The 16700-nt window shown below is 41.8% G+C and carries 16 protein-coding genes; 5 read left to right on the top strand and 11 right to left on the bottom strand.

What is annotated here, in order from left to right:
• The 7 genes from FTU13_RS13125 to FTU13_RS13150 form a co-directional block, all read right to left on the bottom strand.
• Positions 1 to 795: an ABC transporter permease gene (locus FTU13_RS13125; protein ID WP_180128515.1), complete on the bottom strand. Its 795-nt coding sequence runs from the start codon at positions 793 to 795 to the stop codon at positions 1 to 3.
• A complete protein-coding gene (locus FTU13_RS13130; protein ID WP_180107655.1) occupies positions 792 to 1640 on the bottom strand; it encodes an ABC transporter permease in 849 nt (282 codons plus the stop codon). The genes FTU13_RS13125 and FTU13_RS13130 overlap by 4 nt, the downstream gene beginning before the upstream one ends.
• Positions 1637 to 2890, bottom strand: a complete 1254-nt coding sequence (locus FTU13_RS13135; protein WP_180128516.1) for an MFS transporter — start codon at positions 2888 to 2890, stop codon at positions 1637 to 1639. The genes FTU13_RS13130 and FTU13_RS13135 overlap by 4 nt, the downstream gene beginning before the upstream one ends.
• Positions 2891 to 2899: 9 nt before the next feature.
• Positions 2900 to 3817 (bottom strand): ABC transporter substrate-binding protein, encoded by a 918-nt coding sequence (locus FTU13_RS13140; protein WP_373423904.1) that lies wholly within the window; start codon positions 3815 to 3817, stop codon positions 2900 to 2902.
• Positions 3799 to 3954, bottom strand: a complete 156-nt coding sequence (locus tag FTU13_RS17505; protein WP_257226762.1) for a hypothetical protein — start codon at positions 3952 to 3954, stop codon at positions 3799 to 3801. The genes FTU13_RS13140 and FTU13_RS17505 overlap by 19 nt, the downstream gene beginning before the upstream one ends.
• A gap of 32 nt (positions 3955 to 3986) precedes the next feature.
• Positions 3987 to 5468 carry a carbohydrate porin gene (locus FTU13_RS13145; protein ID WP_180128517.1) on the bottom strand — a complete coding sequence of 494 codons (1482 nt, stop codon included), beginning with the start codon at positions 5466 to 5468 and terminating at the stop codon, positions 3987 to 3989.
• 881 nt (positions 5469 to 6349) lie between these two features.
• On the bottom strand, positions 6350 to 7180 hold the full coding sequence (locus FTU13_RS13150) for an SDR family oxidoreductase (RefSeq protein WP_078194047.1): 831 nt from the start codon (positions 7178 to 7180) through the stop codon (positions 6350 to 6352).
• Positions 7181 to 7404: 224 nt separating this feature from the next.
• On the opposite strand from FTU13_RS13150, the gene FTU13_RS13155 reads away from it, so the two are divergent.
• From FTU13_RS13155 to phoR, 3 genes are all read left to right on the top strand, one after another.
• Complete coding sequence (locus FTU13_RS13155) at positions 7405 to 8088, top strand: TetR/AcrR family transcriptional regulator (RefSeq protein ID WP_078191503.1); 684 nt, start codon at positions 7405 to 7407, stop codon at positions 8086 to 8088.
• A gap of 229 nt (positions 8089 to 8317) precedes the next feature.
• Positions 8318 to 9028 carry a phosphate regulon transcriptional regulator PhoB gene (phoB, locus tag FTU13_RS13160; protein WP_078194048.1) on the top strand — a complete coding sequence of 237 codons (711 nt, stop codon included), beginning with the start codon at positions 8318 to 8320 and terminating at the stop codon, positions 9026 to 9028.
• 23 nt (positions 9029 to 9051) lie between these two features.
• Positions 9052 to 10410, top strand: a complete 1359-nt coding sequence (phoR, locus tag FTU13_RS13165; RefSeq protein ID WP_078191505.1) for a phosphate regulon sensor histidine kinase PhoR — start codon at positions 9052 to 9054, stop codon at positions 10408 to 10410.
• Here the strand turns inward: phoR and FTU13_RS13170 are convergent.
• The 3 genes from FTU13_RS13170 to FTU13_RS13180 all read right to left on the bottom strand — a co-directional run bounded on the left by FTU13_RS13170 (position 10407) and on the right by FTU13_RS13180 (position 12650).
• Positions 10407 to 11084, bottom strand: a complete 678-nt coding sequence (locus tag FTU13_RS13170; protein WP_180102792.1) for a glutathione S-transferase family protein — start codon at positions 11082 to 11084, stop codon at positions 10407 to 10409. The two genes, phoR and FTU13_RS13170, sit on opposite strands and share 4 nt — an antisense overlap.
• Positions 11085 to 11235: 151 nt before the next feature.
• Positions 11236 to 11634 (bottom strand): OsmC family protein, encoded by a 399-nt coding sequence (locus FTU13_RS13175; protein ID WP_180128518.1) that lies wholly within the window; start codon positions 11632 to 11634, stop codon positions 11236 to 11238.
• Positions 11635 to 11702: 68 nt separating this feature from the next.
• A complete protein-coding gene (locus FTU13_RS13180; protein WP_078194052.1) occupies positions 11703 to 12650 on the bottom strand; it encodes a pirin family protein in 948 nt (315 codons plus the stop codon).
• Positions 12651 to 13042: 392 nt separating this feature from the next.
• On the opposite strand from FTU13_RS13180, the gene FTU13_RS13185 reads away from it, so the two are divergent.
• Both FTU13_RS13185 and FTU13_RS13190 read left to right on the top strand, forming a co-directional pair.
• On the top strand, positions 13043 to 14218 hold the full coding sequence (locus FTU13_RS13185; RefSeq protein WP_180128519.1) for a diguanylate cyclase: 1176 nt from the start codon (positions 13043 to 13045) through the stop codon (positions 14216 to 14218).
• Positions 14219 to 14361: 143 nt separating this feature from the next.
• On the top strand, positions 14362 to 15696 hold the full coding sequence (locus tag FTU13_RS13190; protein ID WP_257226238.1) for a GGDEF domain-containing protein: 1335 nt from the start codon (positions 14362 to 14364) through the stop codon (positions 15694 to 15696).
• Positions 15697 to 15742: 46 nt separating this feature from the next.
• On the opposite strand, the gene FTU13_RS13195 is transcribed toward FTU13_RS13190, so the two are convergent.
• Positions 15743 to 16678: a restriction endonuclease gene (locus tag FTU13_RS13195; RefSeq protein ID WP_078191511.1), complete on the bottom strand. Its 936-nt coding sequence runs from the start codon at positions 16676 to 16678 to the stop codon at positions 15743 to 15745.
• Positions 16679 to 16700: the final 22 nt, after the last annotated feature.

Here is a 16700-nt window from a genome sequence, read left to right on the forward strand (position 1 = left end):
CTATCCAACCTGCTGCCAAGCTAAAACTTTACGTTCAACCCAAGTCAGTACCGTATTGAGCAACACGCCCACAATGCCTATCAGCAACATGCCAAAAATAATCAGTTCGACATCAAAAGCCTGACGCCCTTGAATCACGATATTGCCCAGACCATTGCCATAGTTCGCCAATAAAAATTCAGAGCCGATGGTGGCAAGCCATGCGAAAATCAGCCCAAGTTGTAAACCGACAAAAATCTGCGCAGAAGCACCGGGTAATATCAATTTACGAAACGCGTATGTCTTGGGAAATTGGTAGACTTCGGCCACTTCACGATATTTATGCGAAATACTGCTCACGCCTTCAAAGGTATGTAGCGCCACGGGGTAAAACACCGACAAAGTAATAAACAGCACTTTGGCGCCATGTCCCTCACCTAAAAAAGTCGAAATTAGTGGCAACCATGCAAACAGTGAAATTTGACGCAATACATGAAAGCTCGGTGCAAATAACCAATTCGAAAGGCGTGAACTCGCGATTAAGATGCCAAACAGCACACCCGCTATCGCACCTATGCCATAGCCGATAAAATTTCGCGCCAAACTTTCGCTAAAGCCTGTCAAAAAGCTCGGTTGTTGGAGCACGGTTACTGCTTTTTGCAGCACGAGCCATGGACTAGGAATCAACTTTGGATCAACCCAATTTTGCTGTGAGGCTACTGCCCACAGTGCGATAAATGCCACAGGTAGAACGAGTGCTTTTGCTGCTTTAACTAAGACTTGGCGCGCTGCCCCGTGTAATGAAAGAATGCTCATGAGTTCCCTCCTACTCGGGTTGCGTGAAAGCGCGCAGTTTTTTCTAACCAAGCCAGCAAGGTATCTAAGACATAGCCCGTAATACCAATCACAATGATCGCCATGAAGATCAAGTCCATCTGCATTAGCTGACGTCCCCACACCATGAGATAACCAATTCCTTCACTACTCGCTAATAACTCGACAAAAACCAATGCCAACCACGCCTGCATAATGCCTTGACGTAAACCACTGATCACACTGGGTAGTGCAGCTGGGAAAATCACTTCTTTGAGTTTCTGCCAATTGCTGTATTGGTAAACCTCTGCCACTTCCATCAAACTATTCGGCACATGAGTAATGCCCTTATAGGTTGCAATCAACACCGGTGGTAAAACAGCCAATGAAATAGCGGCAATCTTCAAAGCCTCATCGATGCCTAAGAAAATCATCAATAATGGAATCCAGCCAACTATGGGAAATTGCGCAACAAGATTCACCGTCGGAAAAATAAAGTCCCGACTACGTTTGGCCAATCCCAACACAGTACCAAGCAAAATCCCGACACTGGCACCAAGCAAGACACTCCATAAAATACGTTTGGCACTGATGGCAAAATGAAAACTCAATTCACCGCTTTGCCATAATTCGACTGTGCTTTGCCACACCAGACTCGGTGCAGGTAAAATCTGCTCAGGCAACCACTGTTTAAGTGTTGCCACATACCATAGACCGAACAACAAAACTGGCATCAGGAGTCCACACGCCACTTGCAAAGTTAGTTTTAAATAGGTCTTAAAAAAATCCAACGCACTTCGGTCACTTTGCAAGGGAACCGAATGTGCAGATACATCCGTAAGGCTCATAATTCTTGTCCTTTTACGCTCTGTTCTGAGACATCAGGTTTTAAAAATTGAATAAATTCCTGATCTTTGCTGATCAAAATAATCAGACCAATAAACACCAGCCCGATTGGTAAAAATAAATTTTGTAGTCCAACCTGTGCGCCAAATACGGCGCCTATCAAGCCACCCAACAGTCCACCCGAAGGTCCGACGAGGGCTAAAATTGGAGAAATCTTAGCCATCGCGGTTTGCTCACCCACTCGGGCGAAAGACATAAAATTGGCGATATGCAACATACCGAGTCCAAGTCCAAACATGACCGAAGCAGGCCACATCAACAGCGTGATTTTGGTTAAGGCTAAAATCAGTAATGCCGTTGCCAACAGGCTTAGGCCAATCAAATAAAATTTTTGATAACCCATCAACTCAGCCAAACCGCCCATGCTAAATAGCGATCCCACAAACACAATGCCTTGTACGGTCAGCAGCATCACCGCCATTGGCTCTGAAAGTGCAAAACTTTGGATAGCAATCACCACAATGAAAAAGCCAAAGTAGTTATTTGCCACGCTGCTCAAAAATTCCAATATGCAAACAATCCGTAATGAGGCATGGGTTTTGATGAGTGCCAAAGGCGCCACAATATCCCGCCATTGAAAATATGGGCGATTCGTCGCTTGCGGAGTGCTACGTTGAAAGCACCACGGAGCCAACAGCAAGGTGCCTAAAAAAAGCAAAGACACCACATAAAAACTTCCGCCATAGCCGAAATGCTCGATCAACAACACGCTTAGCGCAGGTGCAATCAGGAAATAGCCCATCATGTGCGAACCGCGAAACCAACCCGCACGGGCTGGACCTAAACGCTTTAAGTTGCTCAAAAAAACGGTATTGATCGAAACAAAACGCATGGGTAAGACAAAACTCACCAAGGCTGTCACCGCAAAGAGATACCATGCACCGGCTTTGAGTGGCGTTAAGCTATAGATCACAGCGCCCAACACACTGCCGATGCAGAATATTTTCAAAGACCCAACGCGCTGTACCAACACGCCAATCGGCAATGCCATGATCAAAATGCCAAAATTTTGCGCTGCTGAAATTAACCCCAATTGCAATTCGGTGGCTTCTAAATGCACGGCATACAAGGAAATTAATACCCGTGCTATGCCTACCCCTAGTCCAGCCAAAATCGTGAGCAGCACAAAACTGCTCATAAATTTAGTGGTTAATGGACTGGCAATTACATTGCTTTCAATCGGACGACTCATGGCTGCGACTTACTTCGGTTGACCTTGAGCATTAAATTGGCGCCAGTAACCCTCTAACTTCAGCTCTTTCAAGGCATTATTTAGATACTTCGGCTCATACCACGTTTTGGTATCCACATCACGACGGATTAAGCGAGCGTCTTTGGCAATTTTTAAAGCACTATCAATTTGTGAACGATGGAACTCGTCTAGTAGTGGTGTAGTACGGTCTTTTAAATTCCAGCCATCCCACGTTTTTTGATAATCCACCAATGGAATGCCACTTTGTGCCCAAAGTTTATATTGCGCACTACGGTTGGCTTCTTGAGAACTCCACTGCGCCTGTTTAATCAGTGTCGTGACGACACGTTGCACCACCTCTGGATATTGTTTTTCAAAGCTTTCGGTCACCCAAAAGTGTGCAATCGGTGCAACTTTCGGATCTTTAATTTCTAGTAAAGTTTTCGCCACACCACGTGCTTGCAAACTAAACGGCGAAGTAATCGTGGCATCAATATCTCCCGTCGCTAACGCAGTACGTGCCGAATAGGCATCTTGCGAAATCACTCGTAAATCGCGCTCAGTTAAGTTGTATTTTGCTAACACGCGGTTAAATACGATCTGACCATTGGTCCCTTTGAAGACGGAGAATTTTTTGCCTTTTAGATCTGCAAAGGATTTAGCATTTGATCCGGCAGGCACCACCACATAAGTTGGGCCAAAACGCCCTGTTGAAAACAACACTTTGGTTTTTAATCCCGTCGAACGTCCAACCAATGAGGGCAAATCGCCATGCAATGCAAAGTCCACTTTGCCATTGGCTAAAGCTTCGTTGGTTGCAGGGCCTGCTCCTGGGAAGAACAGCCAATTCACCTTAATGCCATCTTTTTTAAATTCTTGTTCGAGTACACCTCGTAAATGTGCTGTAGCTACAAAACTACCGCCCACTTTGGGTTTACCCCCTCACCCGCAGCTGATACAGAAATGCGAATTTCTTTGGGATTAGCAGCATGCAATTGAACGCTTAGACCAAGTGCTGAAAGTGCCAAGAATGTGGCTGCGATTTTTTTAGAAAAGTTATTCATATCGAATGTCCTTAATGATTTAAATTTTTGAATTAAAAGGTGTACTGAACTTGAGCTTGCAGCTCATTGGTGTCTTTTTGATTTGCCGTTTCGACATCAAACAGATAGTGATTCAGCTGTAATTGGAATTTTGTGGTTTGCGCAAAAAATAGGTTTAAACCCAAAGAGTGAATGTCATATTCACCAATACGACCGCTAGCGGTATCGAGATAGCTTGCGTTGTTTCTATTCGGGTTATAGCGGTCAAAACGGTAATAGCCTTGGACTGACTTTGGCCAGAAATCATCAAATTTGGCATTGGATTTAATACTGTTGTAGAACTGATCGCCCAAGGTGTAAAAAGCGGTAAAAGTATGCCCTTCCGCTTTGGCTTCTTTGATGTCTTGGGCTACAGTGTCGACATAATCGGTCTTGCCTTGCAGATATTCATAGGTCACACCAAATGGAGCGTGGTTATAATAAATATCGAAACCTAAACGATCACGTTTTGCAGCATTATCAGTGATTCCGCCGGCTGAAATTTTCGATTCGCCTTTGATATAAGAGGCACCAAACTTCAACTCACGGAAAATGCTGGCGTAGTCCACTGGCAAGGTAAAAGCCACACGACCGATGTAATCTTTGCCGTTGTTGTCATCCGCCTTATTACTGGCGTTCCCATTGGTCACCCCTAAGGCATACTCAAATAGCGGCGCACGGTAGTTCGATGCAAAGTCGACAAAAGGTTTGGCATCTCCACGGACGATAAATCCATTTTGACGATTAAACAGTCCTAAAAAGGTCGAAGCTGCAGCGGTACTAATGGTTGGACGCAAATCTTCAGGAGACTGCACATCTAGACCAAAGGGCAATAACTGCTGACCGAGCGTAAAGTTGAGTTTGGTTGTTTCGGGGCCCGCATTGGTGGCAAAAGCGTTATAGCGAACAAAGGCATCCAGTAAATTAAAGTTACTGTTATTAGTGCCATCATTGCGTTTGCCATAACCAAAGGACAATTGATAATCGAGGTTTTTGCCTTCGTTATAATCCCGGAATAAATTCCCGCGCACACCAATTAGCGCAGTCCCAATATCAAATGTCGATTTGGTTGCACCCAACACACCCGTTTCATCGAGCGCACTGGCACGTAGTTGAACCGTGCCATACAGGGTTGTGTCACGGGTCGATTTGGTGGTTTGACGTTCATATTGACGTGACTGATCGTACTTATAGTTTTCAATATCTGCACGTAAGCCGTCGATATCTTCGGATGTTGCTGTGGTTACTTCTGCAACCTGCGTTTCACCTTCAATATCAGTGGCGTTGCTCGTATCGTCTGTCGTCACAGCGGCCGTTTCGACGACTTGGCTTTTCGTCGCACCAGATTCCACGGCATTTAAGCGTTTTTGCAAACTCTCAATTTGTTGTTTTAAGCTGCTCAGTTCTTGCTGAAGTGCTTCATCCGATGCAAAACTCAGCTGACTGGTTGCGGATAAAATCAGTCCGACCGCAACGGTTAATGTGGTTTTTTTCATGATTTCGTTTCACTAACATTTTTTCCCAAAGCGCAAAATCCCCCAACCCCATGCAAGGTGCATGAAGTGAATGTACTGCGTGGGTTTTTTAAAAATTAATCTGAGTGGTCGTAGGTTTTATTCAACTTATGCACGACCGAAACTCGAAGACAGCTTTTAGAATTTAAGCGCGCATCATCGCGAGTGTCATAGCACAACAACATGCCTGTTGTAGGACACGAAAAGCAGAAAGATATCGATGCGTAAAAGTACTCATAAATGTTCCATACAGTGGTGAGTTTTGTTCACTCTAATATGGCAACAACTGTGCCAACATTTTAAGTAATTATTTTTTAAAGTTTTATTATTTAAATCTGATAAATTCTGTTGGTTTTAACACCAAAAAACTGTTGGTTATTCAACAGTTGCTTATTTCAAATCATCAGTTATTTCCATTTTTATATCTCATTTTATGAAATAAGAAATACGCTTTGGGCTTTTAATAACTGATGTTACGCCTGTAAAAGTAATTTCGGATTTTTAAAATGATTTTTAAATCTATTCGATGGGGTCTTACATCTAGGGATTGAATAACGGGATTAGCCTTCGGCTGGAGGTACTCTTACGAAACGTTGTTTCTCATTCGACAAAATGAGAAGCGTGCTTCGCAAGGAAACCATCTTGCGGTGCAATACACCTCACCGACAAAACTCGTTCAATACCATCAAATGATTCAAAGGATCGCAAAAACATTTTTGATTAAAAGTCGTCTTGTCTCAAACAATTGCGGATGACACTACCGCGTATCGTTCTTTTATTTGGATCAAATTGCGCTTCTGATATTACTAGAGCATAAAAAAACCCACTGACGTGGGCTCTTTTCAATTGATTTTAATTACCGCTTATTGACCAAATTTAGTCGCCATGGCAGTTAATTTTTGATAACCCGTCGGTAGCAAACGTTGAATTAAATCAATCGCTTTTGCATCATTACCAATCAATAAACGGCGCTTATCTTTTTGTACTGCTTCAATGATTTGACGAGCCGCTTCTTCAGGTGGACAACGCAAGAATTTATTAAATGACTGTGCCGATTTTTGCGGGTTCATGCCTAAGCTTTTCAAGCTGTCATTCATTTTTGCGGCATTGGCAATATTGGTACGAATACCGCCCGGATGTACACATAGCGCACTCACGCCACAGTTTTCAATATCCAATTCTTGGCGTAAAGATTCGGTAAAACCACGTACTGCAAATTTAGTGGCATTATATGCCGACTGTGTTGGCTGTGCTGTTAAGCCAAACAAGCTGGAAATATTGATGATATGACCTTCACCACTTTGCTTGATATACGGTAAAAATTCTTTGGTGCCATAAACCACGCCCCAAAAGTTAATATTGACAATCCACTCCAGTTCTTCATAGCTTGCCCCTTCAACGGTCGTACCCAATGCCACCCCCGCATTGTTAAAAATCATATTCACGGAACCATGATCTTTAACGGTCTGTGCTGCCCATGCTTTCATTGCTGCAAGGTCTGACACATCGAGTTTTTGCGTCGTTACACGTACATTGCTGGCTTTAACCAATTCAACGGTTGCCGCTAGACCCTGTTCATTCACATCGCTTAAAGACAGATGGCAGCCTTGTTTAGCCAAAAGCACAGCCAATTGCTGACCAATACCTGAACCTGCACCTGTAATGGCAGCCACTTTATTTTTGAAGTTTTTCATTGTGATTCCTTATTCCTTTATGCTGCCGCTTGGCTTTATCACAGCGTGATCTCATTTGCCAATGTGTGCAGTTCGTCGACTTAATATAGGTTTGACAATACATATTGTCAATGTCATCTTAGGACGTGCTAAGCTGTTGAAATCGCCAATGCTTAAACATAGGTTTAAACTGAAATTATTGCTAAAATAAGACAAAATTCTGCTTTAGTTCAGCGTATATTTTCATGACAGATGCAACAAATCACACAGAACAACAACAGGCAAAAAATGTGAAGGAACGTCAATTTAAAGGGCTTTCTCTCAGTGAACGTAAGCAAGCGCGACGTGAAAAACTGATTGAAGCCGGTATAGAAGCCTATGGTACACATGGCTTTTTTTCCGTGACTGTGAAAGATATTTGTTTGGAAGCCAAGCTGACCGAACGCTATTTTTATGAATCATTTAAGAAAAGTGAGCAACTGTTCCAGACCATCTTTTTAAAATTAATCGATGAACTGCAACAAAACGTGATGCAAGCCATCATGCAAGCATCCACCGATTCTAAAAAAATGATTGAAGCAGGTTTAACCGCCCTACTGTTAACTTTAAAAAATAATCCCCGTATGGCGCGCATCATTTACATCGATGCTATGTTGGTACAAGAGCTACATAACCAAGCCACGATTCATGAAACCATGATGCGCTTTGACCGTATGATTCATGCCTTTGTCATGCTCATGATGCCGAATATTGATCGTTCAGAACGTGAAATTTCGATGGTCGCAACTGGTCTCAATGGTTATGTCACTCAAATCGCGATTCGTTGGGTCATGAGTGGTTATAAACAGCCGATTGATGAGGTTTTATCGTCATGTAGCGTGGTCTTTTTGGCCTTGTTGGATGCTTTTTCTGAAAAACCCAGTAAATAAATTTTGGCCTCAACACTGATCTTTACAATTTTTTGAATGATTTTTTTGTGACAACAGCATGATGCAAAGCCCATGTTGTTGAATATTTCAGGATTTAAATTGTCACAATTTCTTTCTAAACCCCAATGAAAGATCATTTTTGCAATGATACTGTCATAATTAATCTTTGTAATAAGCCTGTCATAAATATAAAACGGTCTACCGTTTACATAAAATAGGGTATTGCGCTGTGAAAGATGACTATATTTTAATCGTCGACGACGAACTCCCGATTCGGGAAATGATCCATACTTCACTGGATATGGCTGGTTTTCAATGTCAGCAAGCTGAAGATGCCAAACAAGCGCACCAAATGATTGTGGATCAGCGTCCTGCACTGATTTTATTAGATTGGATGATGCCTGGCGGCGTGAGTGGTGTAGACCTATGTCGTCGTTTAAAACGCGATGAAAATTTGTCAGAGATTCCAGTCATCATGCTCACTGCGCGCGGCGAAGAAGACCATAAAGTCCAAGGTCTAGACGCGGGCGCAGATGACTACATGACCAAACCATTTTCCACCCGTGAGTTGGTGTCACGCATTAAAGCGGTGCTACGTCGCTCAAATGCATTGGGGGGTGAAAAAACCATTGATGCCAATGGCTTAATCCTCGATCCAGTCAGCCAACGTGTCAGCTTTGGTAACACCATTTTAGATATGGGACCGACTGAATATCGTCTACTGGCCTTCTTCATGACTCATCCTGAACGTGCCTATACCCGTGCTCAATTATTAGATCAGGTTTGGGGTGGAAACGTGTATATTGAGGACCGTACCATTGACGTGCATATTCGTCGTTTGCGTAAAGTTCTTGAACCTTTCCAAGCCGATCGTTATGTCCAAACTGTTCGTGGTACAGGTTACCGTTTCTCTACCCGTGCAGACGCTGTGATGGGTTAGTCATTTTAGGTCTTTAATTTTCTATGTACGAACCGTATCCCGTCCCTGAACTTGCCAGTGAACATAAAAAATTCCGTTACAGCAGTTTATGGACTTTTGCCAAGCAGGATTTGAGACTTCTGGCATTTTTCCTACTCATTGCTGCACTCATCGGCTTTGGTATCGGGTACTTATGGATCTGCATCTTAATCGCCTTTGCAGTGTTCTTTGCATTGCAAATGCGTTCGCTGTACTTGGTCAACGAATGGATTTCAAATCGTCCCTATGATGTCCCGCCAAATTTAGACGGTATTTGGGGGGCTTTGCTCTTTAATGTATACCGTGCGCAGCGTCAAGAACGCATTGTACAAGCTGAAATGGTTGGTCTGATCGACCGCGCTCAATCTTCCTTAGTGGCACTTGCTGAAGCTGTGGTATTGATTGATGAATTACACCAAATCGAATGGTGGAACCCTGCCGCAGAAAAACTTTTGGGGATTCAACAGCTCGATCAAGGGCGCAATATTTTAAGTATTTTAAGACAGCCTAGTTTTATCGAATACTTTACCAATATCGATTTAGCCCCCGATGGTTTAAAAATGAAATCATCGGTACTTGAAGACCATTATGTACAAGTCAAATTAACCCGTTTTGGTCGCGAAAGTCGTTTATTGGTGGCTTATGACGTCACGCGCATGCATAACCTTGAGCAAATGCGTAAAGACTTTGTCGATAATATTTCACATGAGCTACGCACACCACTTACGGTTTTAAGTGGCTATATCGAAACCTTTACCGATCAGGAAGATTTAAATCCACGCTGGAAACGCGCATTCGATCAAATGCAGTCTCAAACCCGCCGTATGAATGCTTTGGTCAATGACTTGTTATTATTATCTCGTCTGGAAAATGATAAAAAAGTTGCTAAAAATCAAATCATTGAAATGCCCAGCCTAATGAACCAACTATATGACGATGCACATGCTTACAATGTGGATTATGGACATACACTGAATCTCGAGATTGATAGTCACTGTGACCTGATCGGATCAGATATGGAATTGGCGAGTGCCTTTAGTAACCTCATCACCAATGCAATTAAATACACCCCCAAAGGCGGTACTGTGACCATTGGATGGCATGATGATGGTACGCATGGTTATTTTACCGTTGAAGATACGGGTATCGGGATTGACCCGAAACACTTACCCCGTTTAACGGAACGGTTTTACCGTGTGGACAGCGCACGTAGTCGCCAAACGGGAGGAACAGGTTTAGGTCTTGCCATCGTGAAACACGTTTTGATGCAACATCAGGCACACCTTGAAATTGAGTCCAAAGAAAACCGTGGTTCGCTGTTTAAAGTAGTCTTCCCTAAAGAACGCTTGTATCATGTGAGCTAAGCAGAATCATCCCGCCGGTCTTGCTGTGCTTCCAACTGTTGTTCTTGTTGTTTGGCACGGCGATATGCAGGACGCTGTTGCATCCGTTGTAAGAAAGCCTGAATTTGTGGATATCGCCCTTGAGTTCTGGTCATGACGGCTTCTAATGGAAACGTCATCTGAATATCCGCAAAGCTAAACGGTCCCGCAAAATATTCATTTTCCGCTAAATGTTTTTCTAAAAACTCGATATGTTCTTTTAAGCGAGGTCGTACAAAACCTTTTTTGACCCCATCACAAATGCGATTAGCTACGGGTTTGATGACCCAAGGTACATGGCGTGGCACATTGCTCATGACCAACTGCATCACCAACAACGGCATTAGAGAACCTTCGGCATAATGCATCCAAAAGCGATATTGTTGTTTTGAATGTTCCGCCTTGGCTGCAAAAAAATCATGCCGATCATACTTCTCTTGTAAATACTCCAAGATCGCTGCAGATTCTACCAAGACCAGTCCATCATCCTGCAATATGGGCGACTTCCCTAAAGGATGGATGGCTTTAAGCTCAGGGGGAGCAGACAAATTTGGCTGGCGCAGATAAAACTGAACCTGATAATCCAGTCCTAATTCCTGCATTGCCCATAAAATACGAAATGAACGAGATTTTTCTAGATGATGTAGCACCCGCATGGGTTCATCTCCTATATGAAGTCTAAAATTTTCTTATTTCTGGCATGCCATTATTATTTTGAAGTAGTTAAATCATAAAAAGTGTCAGATCACTGCTTGGATCTGTATCAAAACTAAATTTTGCACATTACAGTAGCGACCTGCATTTAAATTAAACTAGAGTGGTTTTAATGTCTACACTGCGCAATAAAGTTTTTGTCACTGGGGTTTTTTCACAAATGGACAAGATCTTTTGCTCTAATTCTGCATCCAAGGATATTTGAAAATGCAGGCGTCGCTCAACCCATTCAGCACCTTCACGGTTCGCACAAAAGTCTGCCTCGACACTAAACTCCCCCAATTGGATTTGTTTATGTACTGCATACATGCGCAAGGTAATCATGGTGCATGAAATTAAAGAGGCGCACAGTAAATCATACGGTGCTAAACCTAAATCCCCGCCGCCAAATGATTCGGGCTTATCGGTAATAAGTTGATGTTTTCCACTCTGAATTTCACCTGACCACGGTGCTTCTAAGGTGTTTACTGTTGCCGTTGCGACGATACCCATAATGACTCCCTCATGGTTATGCCGCACCATTTTCACCACAGGTACGGCTGTTCATTTTGATTTTTAAGTTAACGTGATGGACGCATTTTATCAGGGAAAGCCGGTGCTTCTAGTCGTGGACCATCATAGTCTGGAATAGAGCCAAAGCGTTCGTCCTGATTAATCCACTGCTCACGGGCAATATTCAATTCTTCTTGTGTGCGCCCCACAAAATTCCACCACAGCAAAATCGGTGATTCAAAAGGTTCCCCCCCTAATAATAAAACACGGCCACCTGCATGTAGGTCAATTTTGACTTGGGTTAAGCCCGGCTCAAGTACCACCATATTGTCTTCATTTAGCTCGTGACCATTGATACTGGCAGTCCCTTCGAGGGCCATAAAGCCATATTCAAATTTTGGATTGAGCGGCAGGACGGTACTTTGACTTTCCGAACTACGCAGATCGACACCCAATAATTCACTATGTACTTTTACCGGCGATTTAGTCTGTAAAAATTCACCCACCAATACCGTCAATTCAATCCCGTCTTGTGTCACCACAGGCAACTCTGGGTAATGGTCAAACTGGGGCGCCATATTGATTTTGTCATCTGGCAATGCAATCCAAAGTTGCGCAGCATGCATTTGCGTTTCAGATTCTGGAGCAACCTCAGTATGCGAAATACCATAACCCGCCGTCATGAGATTGACTTGTTTGGGCTGAATTAACTGATGTGTGCCCAAACTGTCGGTATGCATCATGGTACCATCAATCATCCAGGTAAACGTTTGCAAACCAATATGTGGATGCGGCCCAACATCTAAGCCATCACCTTGCGGAAAATGCACTGGACCGGCATGGTCAAGGAAACACCATGCCCCAATCATCCGTTTATGCCGACTCGGTAAAGCACGTTTTATCACTGTGCCTTGACCAATTTCAGCACGGCGCAGTGGAAATTCTTGAATGAACTGATTGACGTATTTTTCACAATCGTCGGAATGAGATATTTCTGTGTAATTGGTATTGGTCATATTCTTACCCTAAATTTGGCTAAGCCGATGCAAGGACTATCGGCTAGAGCTATGCATTTTTTCCATTATATCTGCATTAACTCAATCTTCTTCAGCTGTCATTAATACGCTGAATCACAGAGATAGGACAATCGTTTTTTTGTTGCCTAATATGACATACAGCATAACAGTTTTCGATGCTTATTTAGACAATATCCAATGCGAAATTACTTGTTCAAATCACGTGAAATGTAAATTTAAGTAACATAAATTAACATTCACTTTTGACCAAACAATACCAAATAATTCACAAATCATTGAAATAACGTGTTTAATTTTAAACAAAAATGATATAGATTATTTGAGTTACATAAATTTACATAAAAACCATGCTCACCCGTCGGTAATCTTGCATGATCAATGAGTATAAGAAAGAATCACGTGCACTGATCCAAAAAGCCTTGAAAGGAACCGTTGTTCGCGTTCCTGCTCAATTTCGTCAAGAATTTTTCCACTACCATCGTCGTCAACTTTTTAAATTCTTTTTCCAAGTCAACATCGTTGCACAATTGGCCTATCTCTCTTATGCCATAGCGGATTGGTTTATGTTGCCCGATGTGGGCTTGCTCGCGATAGGCTTAAAAACGGCCTATACCTTACTGATGATGGTCATCACATGGGTCATTTATACATATAGCAAGAGCATTTTACTCTTTGACTTGATGCTTCCCCTATCGATCGTTGGTGCTTCTGCGCTGTGGTTTAGCCTACTCAATTTATCCAATAGCCCCGATGTGCCGATCTATTTATATGCATCTTTGGTTTTTATTGTGTTAGCCAATTTATGTGTGCAAATCCGCTTTAAGGCTGCTGTGCTCATTTCTCTATGTATCAGTCTAATTTTACTGATTGGGGTGTATTTCGCCATTTCTGGCAATATCCATCAACTGCAACTGTTTATCTTGATCTATTCTCCCGTATTGTTATTTAGTTTGTATATCAGTTGGAATTCAACGCAAAAATCCAGAATTGTATTTTTACATAGCAAACTCGATCAGTTGAACCGTGAAGCGCTCAATATTATGGCGCATACCGACGTGCTGACCGGCTTAAACAATCGCCGTCAATTTATTCAACTTGCCAATTATCATATTCATCATCAGTCCAAATCGTTACAGCCACTTTCATTACTGATTTTTGATGTCGACAAATTTAAAAATATTAATGATCAGTTTGGGCACTATATTGGTGATCATGTTTTACAACAAATTGCCGAAACGTGCCGACATACTTTACGTAGCCAAGACATCATTGCCCGCTTCGGTGGTGAAGAATTTATTATCCTTTTACCGCAGACACACCTGCGTCAGGCTCAAGATATTGCCGAACGTCTGCGACGGGCAATAGCCGATGATTATTTAGAACTTGATACACTACAAAAACTTAAATTTACCGTTTCAATTGGTGTTGCCGAATTTGGTCAAAAAAACCGAGATTTACAAAGTGTAATTCGCATGGCCGATCAGGCACTTTACCAAGCAAAATCTGCAGGAAGAAATCAAATATCAACTTATAAAACAGCAAGTTAATAATATATTTTGTAACATTCAACAGACGATTTTTTATCATTCATTCGGAAAATCCCAAGTTTCAGGTAGATATTTTTGTATGTTTTTTATTCATAATTTTCCTAAGCCATTTATGGAGAAGGGACATGTCTGTTGATGTACGAATGAGTTCTCGGACTAATTCGTCTGCTCAGGAAGTTCGTAAAAATCATAATCATACTTTGAAACTTTCTGAGTGTGATCTTGCCAATCGTGCCGAGATTGAACAAGCCATTGCAGATCCTTTTGCACGTATTCCTACGCAGTTTAGAAACTATTTTCTACAACATCAGTATGCCCATCAGTTACCTTATTTACGTCAAGTGAATTACATGGCGCAGATTACATTTCTTCTTTATTTCTTTGCTGACATTTTTATTATCCCTGACATGTTCTTTTGGTCAGGTCTTTCTCGAGTGGCCATGATTATTGCTGCCCTATTAGTTAGCTTCTATCTGTTTAAATACAAAAAAGATATTCGTGTGCTCGACATGATCTTACCGATTGGGACGGTCTGTAGCACCGCGATTTGGATTGGCTTATTATTGGCTTCAGATAGCCCAATGGTCTCGTCCTATATCTATGGTGCAGCGATCTTTATATTAATTGCCAATGTCTGCGTACAAACACAATTTAAGCCAGCCTTGTATTGTTCGGGTCTCATTTCGCTATTGGTATTTTTTGCGGTGAGTCAACTTTTATCATGGCAAGAAGCACTGATTTTTGTGGTGGTGTCTATTCCTGTTTGGATGATCAGCCTGCATATGAGTTGGAACAATACACTCAATGCACGTCGTCATTTTTTACGTACCCTGCTTGATGACTGGAATATGCATACGCTGAAAAATCTAGCCCACACAGATGAGCTCACCCAGTTATACAACCGTCGTCAGTTTGTTCAGTTGGCTGAGCATCGCATCCATGAATGGCCAACGCCTGCAAGTACTTGCTTACTGATGTTTGATGTCGATCATTTTAAACATATTAATGATAATTACGGACATGATGTTGGTGATCAGGTATTGCAATGTATCGCTGAAACAACCCGCAAAGAAATGCGCCAAAAAGATGTCTTGGCTCGCTTTGGTGGCGAAGAATTTATTGTGCTTCTGTCGGAAACGCAAATACAGGATGCAATGTTAATCGCGGAACGTATTCGTTTAACGCTTCAAAATCAATCTTTGCTGAATGTCGCAAATCACCCGATCCAATTTACCGTCTCCATTGGTGTTTCACAGCTTAAATCACATAAACAAAATTTAACTGAACTGATTAAGCAAGCGGATATTGCGCTGTATCAGGCAAAAGAAAATGGCCGTAACCGTGTAGAGCGCTATGATTCAAGTATGAAACCGGAACGTAAATCGACGAAGTCTTGGCAAAGCTTTACCCATAAAGTGAAGCCTAAAGCTGAACCGAATAATGAAAGCGATAGTAGTTGGTCAATTGTTTATAAATAGAATGTTGAGATATAAAAAAGGACGCCGAGGCGTCCTTTAAGTTTATTTAAAAACTATCTTCATCAAAACGGTCTTGATCTATTTTATAAATATGGAAACTTCTTTCAATTTGAATACCCAAGCCAAATTCAATCATGAGAGATGTAAGCTTGTCTCCATCAATTAAAACAATGCCTGATTTCTTTGCTGACTCAATTGCTTCTTTACTAAAACAAGAAGTAGTAATAAATACGCCCTTTTTCGCCACTTGATCAGCCAAAGCTCCCTTAAACTGTTGAATGTCAGGGCGCCCCACCGTATTTTCCCAACGTTTAGCTTGAATATATATTTTATCTAAACCTAAACGATCTTCACTGATAATACCGTCAATGCCGCCATCACTGGTTTTACCTATTGCTTGGGCTGCGTCTTGATGTGAACCGCCATACCCCATTATTACCAACAAATCGACAACTAATTGCTCAAAGAATTTGGGTGAATTACTTTTAATTTTATTTAATAGCTCATCTTTAATTGTTTGATTAAGCTCCTTTGATGATTGTTCGATTATTTCTGCAGGCGTCAAATGTTCTGTTTGAATAGATGTAGCATGCTCTTCTATTAGAACTAGATTTTGAATATTTTTATTATGGTTAGAACCAATTTTATAATCAGAAAACCCTTCAAACTGCATCAAATACTGATTAGTTATATTGGATAAGCTGGACAAATCAATAGACCAACCTAAAGTACTTAATTCGCAAAGACCACGTGATGGTTGTTGTATCAAACCTGCTTTAACCAAATATGTTTTCGCCCAGCCAACACGATCATAAAATACTGTTTTTGTACCACTAGATAGCCTTAAATTTAAATCAGCTTCAGATAACCCAGATCTTTCAGCTAAAATTTTTGTGGCAGAACTTAATTTTATTGCCTCTTTTTGTTCTGCTAAAAGTTTCATTAATGGAAGCATCAACTGATCGTATGTAGGCAATGACATTTAACTTGCTCTTTTTAAAATA

This window comes from Acinetobacter sp. YH12064 (genome assembly GCF_013419735.1).
Classification (GTDB): domain Bacteria; phylum Pseudomonadota; class Gammaproteobacteria; order Pseudomonadales; family Moraxellaceae; genus Acinetobacter; species Acinetobacter amyesii.

Coding starts and splice junctions, on each gene's coding strand:
- FTU13_RS17505 (WP_257226762.1), bottom strand. CDS start 3,954: ATGAATAACTTTTCTAAAAAAATCGCAGCCACATTCTTGGCACTTTCA.
- FTU13_RS13150 (WP_078194047.1), bottom strand. CDS start 7,180: ATGAAAAACTTCAAAAATAAAGTGGCTGCCATTACAGGTGCAGGTTCA.
- FTU13_RS13135 (WP_180128516.1), bottom strand. CDS start 2,890: ATGAGTCGTCCGATTGAAAGCAATGTAATTGCCAGTCCATTAACCACT.
- FTU13_RS13125 (WP_180128515.1), bottom strand. CDS start 795: ATGAGCATTCTTTCATTACACGGGGCAGCGCGCCAAGTCTTAGTTAAA.
- FTU13_RS13190 (WP_257226238.1), top strand. CDS start 14,362: ATGAGTTCTCGGACTAATTCGTCTGCTCAGGAAGTTCGTAAAAATCAT.
- FTU13_RS13145 (WP_180128517.1), bottom strand. CDS start 5,468: ATGAAAAAAACCACATTAACCGTTGCGGTCGGACTGATTTTATCCGCA.
- FTU13_RS13170 (WP_180102792.1), bottom strand. CDS start 11,084: ATGCGGGTGCTACATCATCTAGAAAAATCTCGTTCATTTCGTATTTTA.
- FTU13_RS13130 (WP_180107655.1), bottom strand. CDS start 1,640: ATGAGCCTTACGGATGTATCTGCACATTCGGTTCCCTTGCAAAGTGAC.
- FTU13_RS13195 (WP_078191511.1), bottom strand. CDS start 16,678: ATGTCATTGCCTACATACGATCAGTTGATGCTTCCATTAATGAAACTT.
- FTU13_RS13185 (WP_180128519.1), top strand. CDS start 13,043: ATGATCAATGAGTATAAGAAAGAATCACGTGCACTGATCCAAAAAGCC.
- FTU13_RS13175 (WP_180128518.1), bottom strand. CDS start 11,634: ATGGGTATCGTCGCAACGGCAACAGTAAACACCTTAGAAGCACCGTGG.
- FTU13_RS13180 (WP_078194052.1), bottom strand. CDS start 12,650: ATGACCAATACCAATTACACAGAAATATCTCATTCCGACGATTGTGAA.
- FTU13_RS13155 (WP_078191503.1), top strand. CDS start 7,405: ATGACAGATGCAACAAATCACACAGAACAACAACAGGCAAAAAATGTG.
- phoR (WP_078191505.1), top strand. CDS start 9,052: ATGTACGAACCGTATCCCGTCCCTGAACTTGCCAGTGAACATAAAAAA.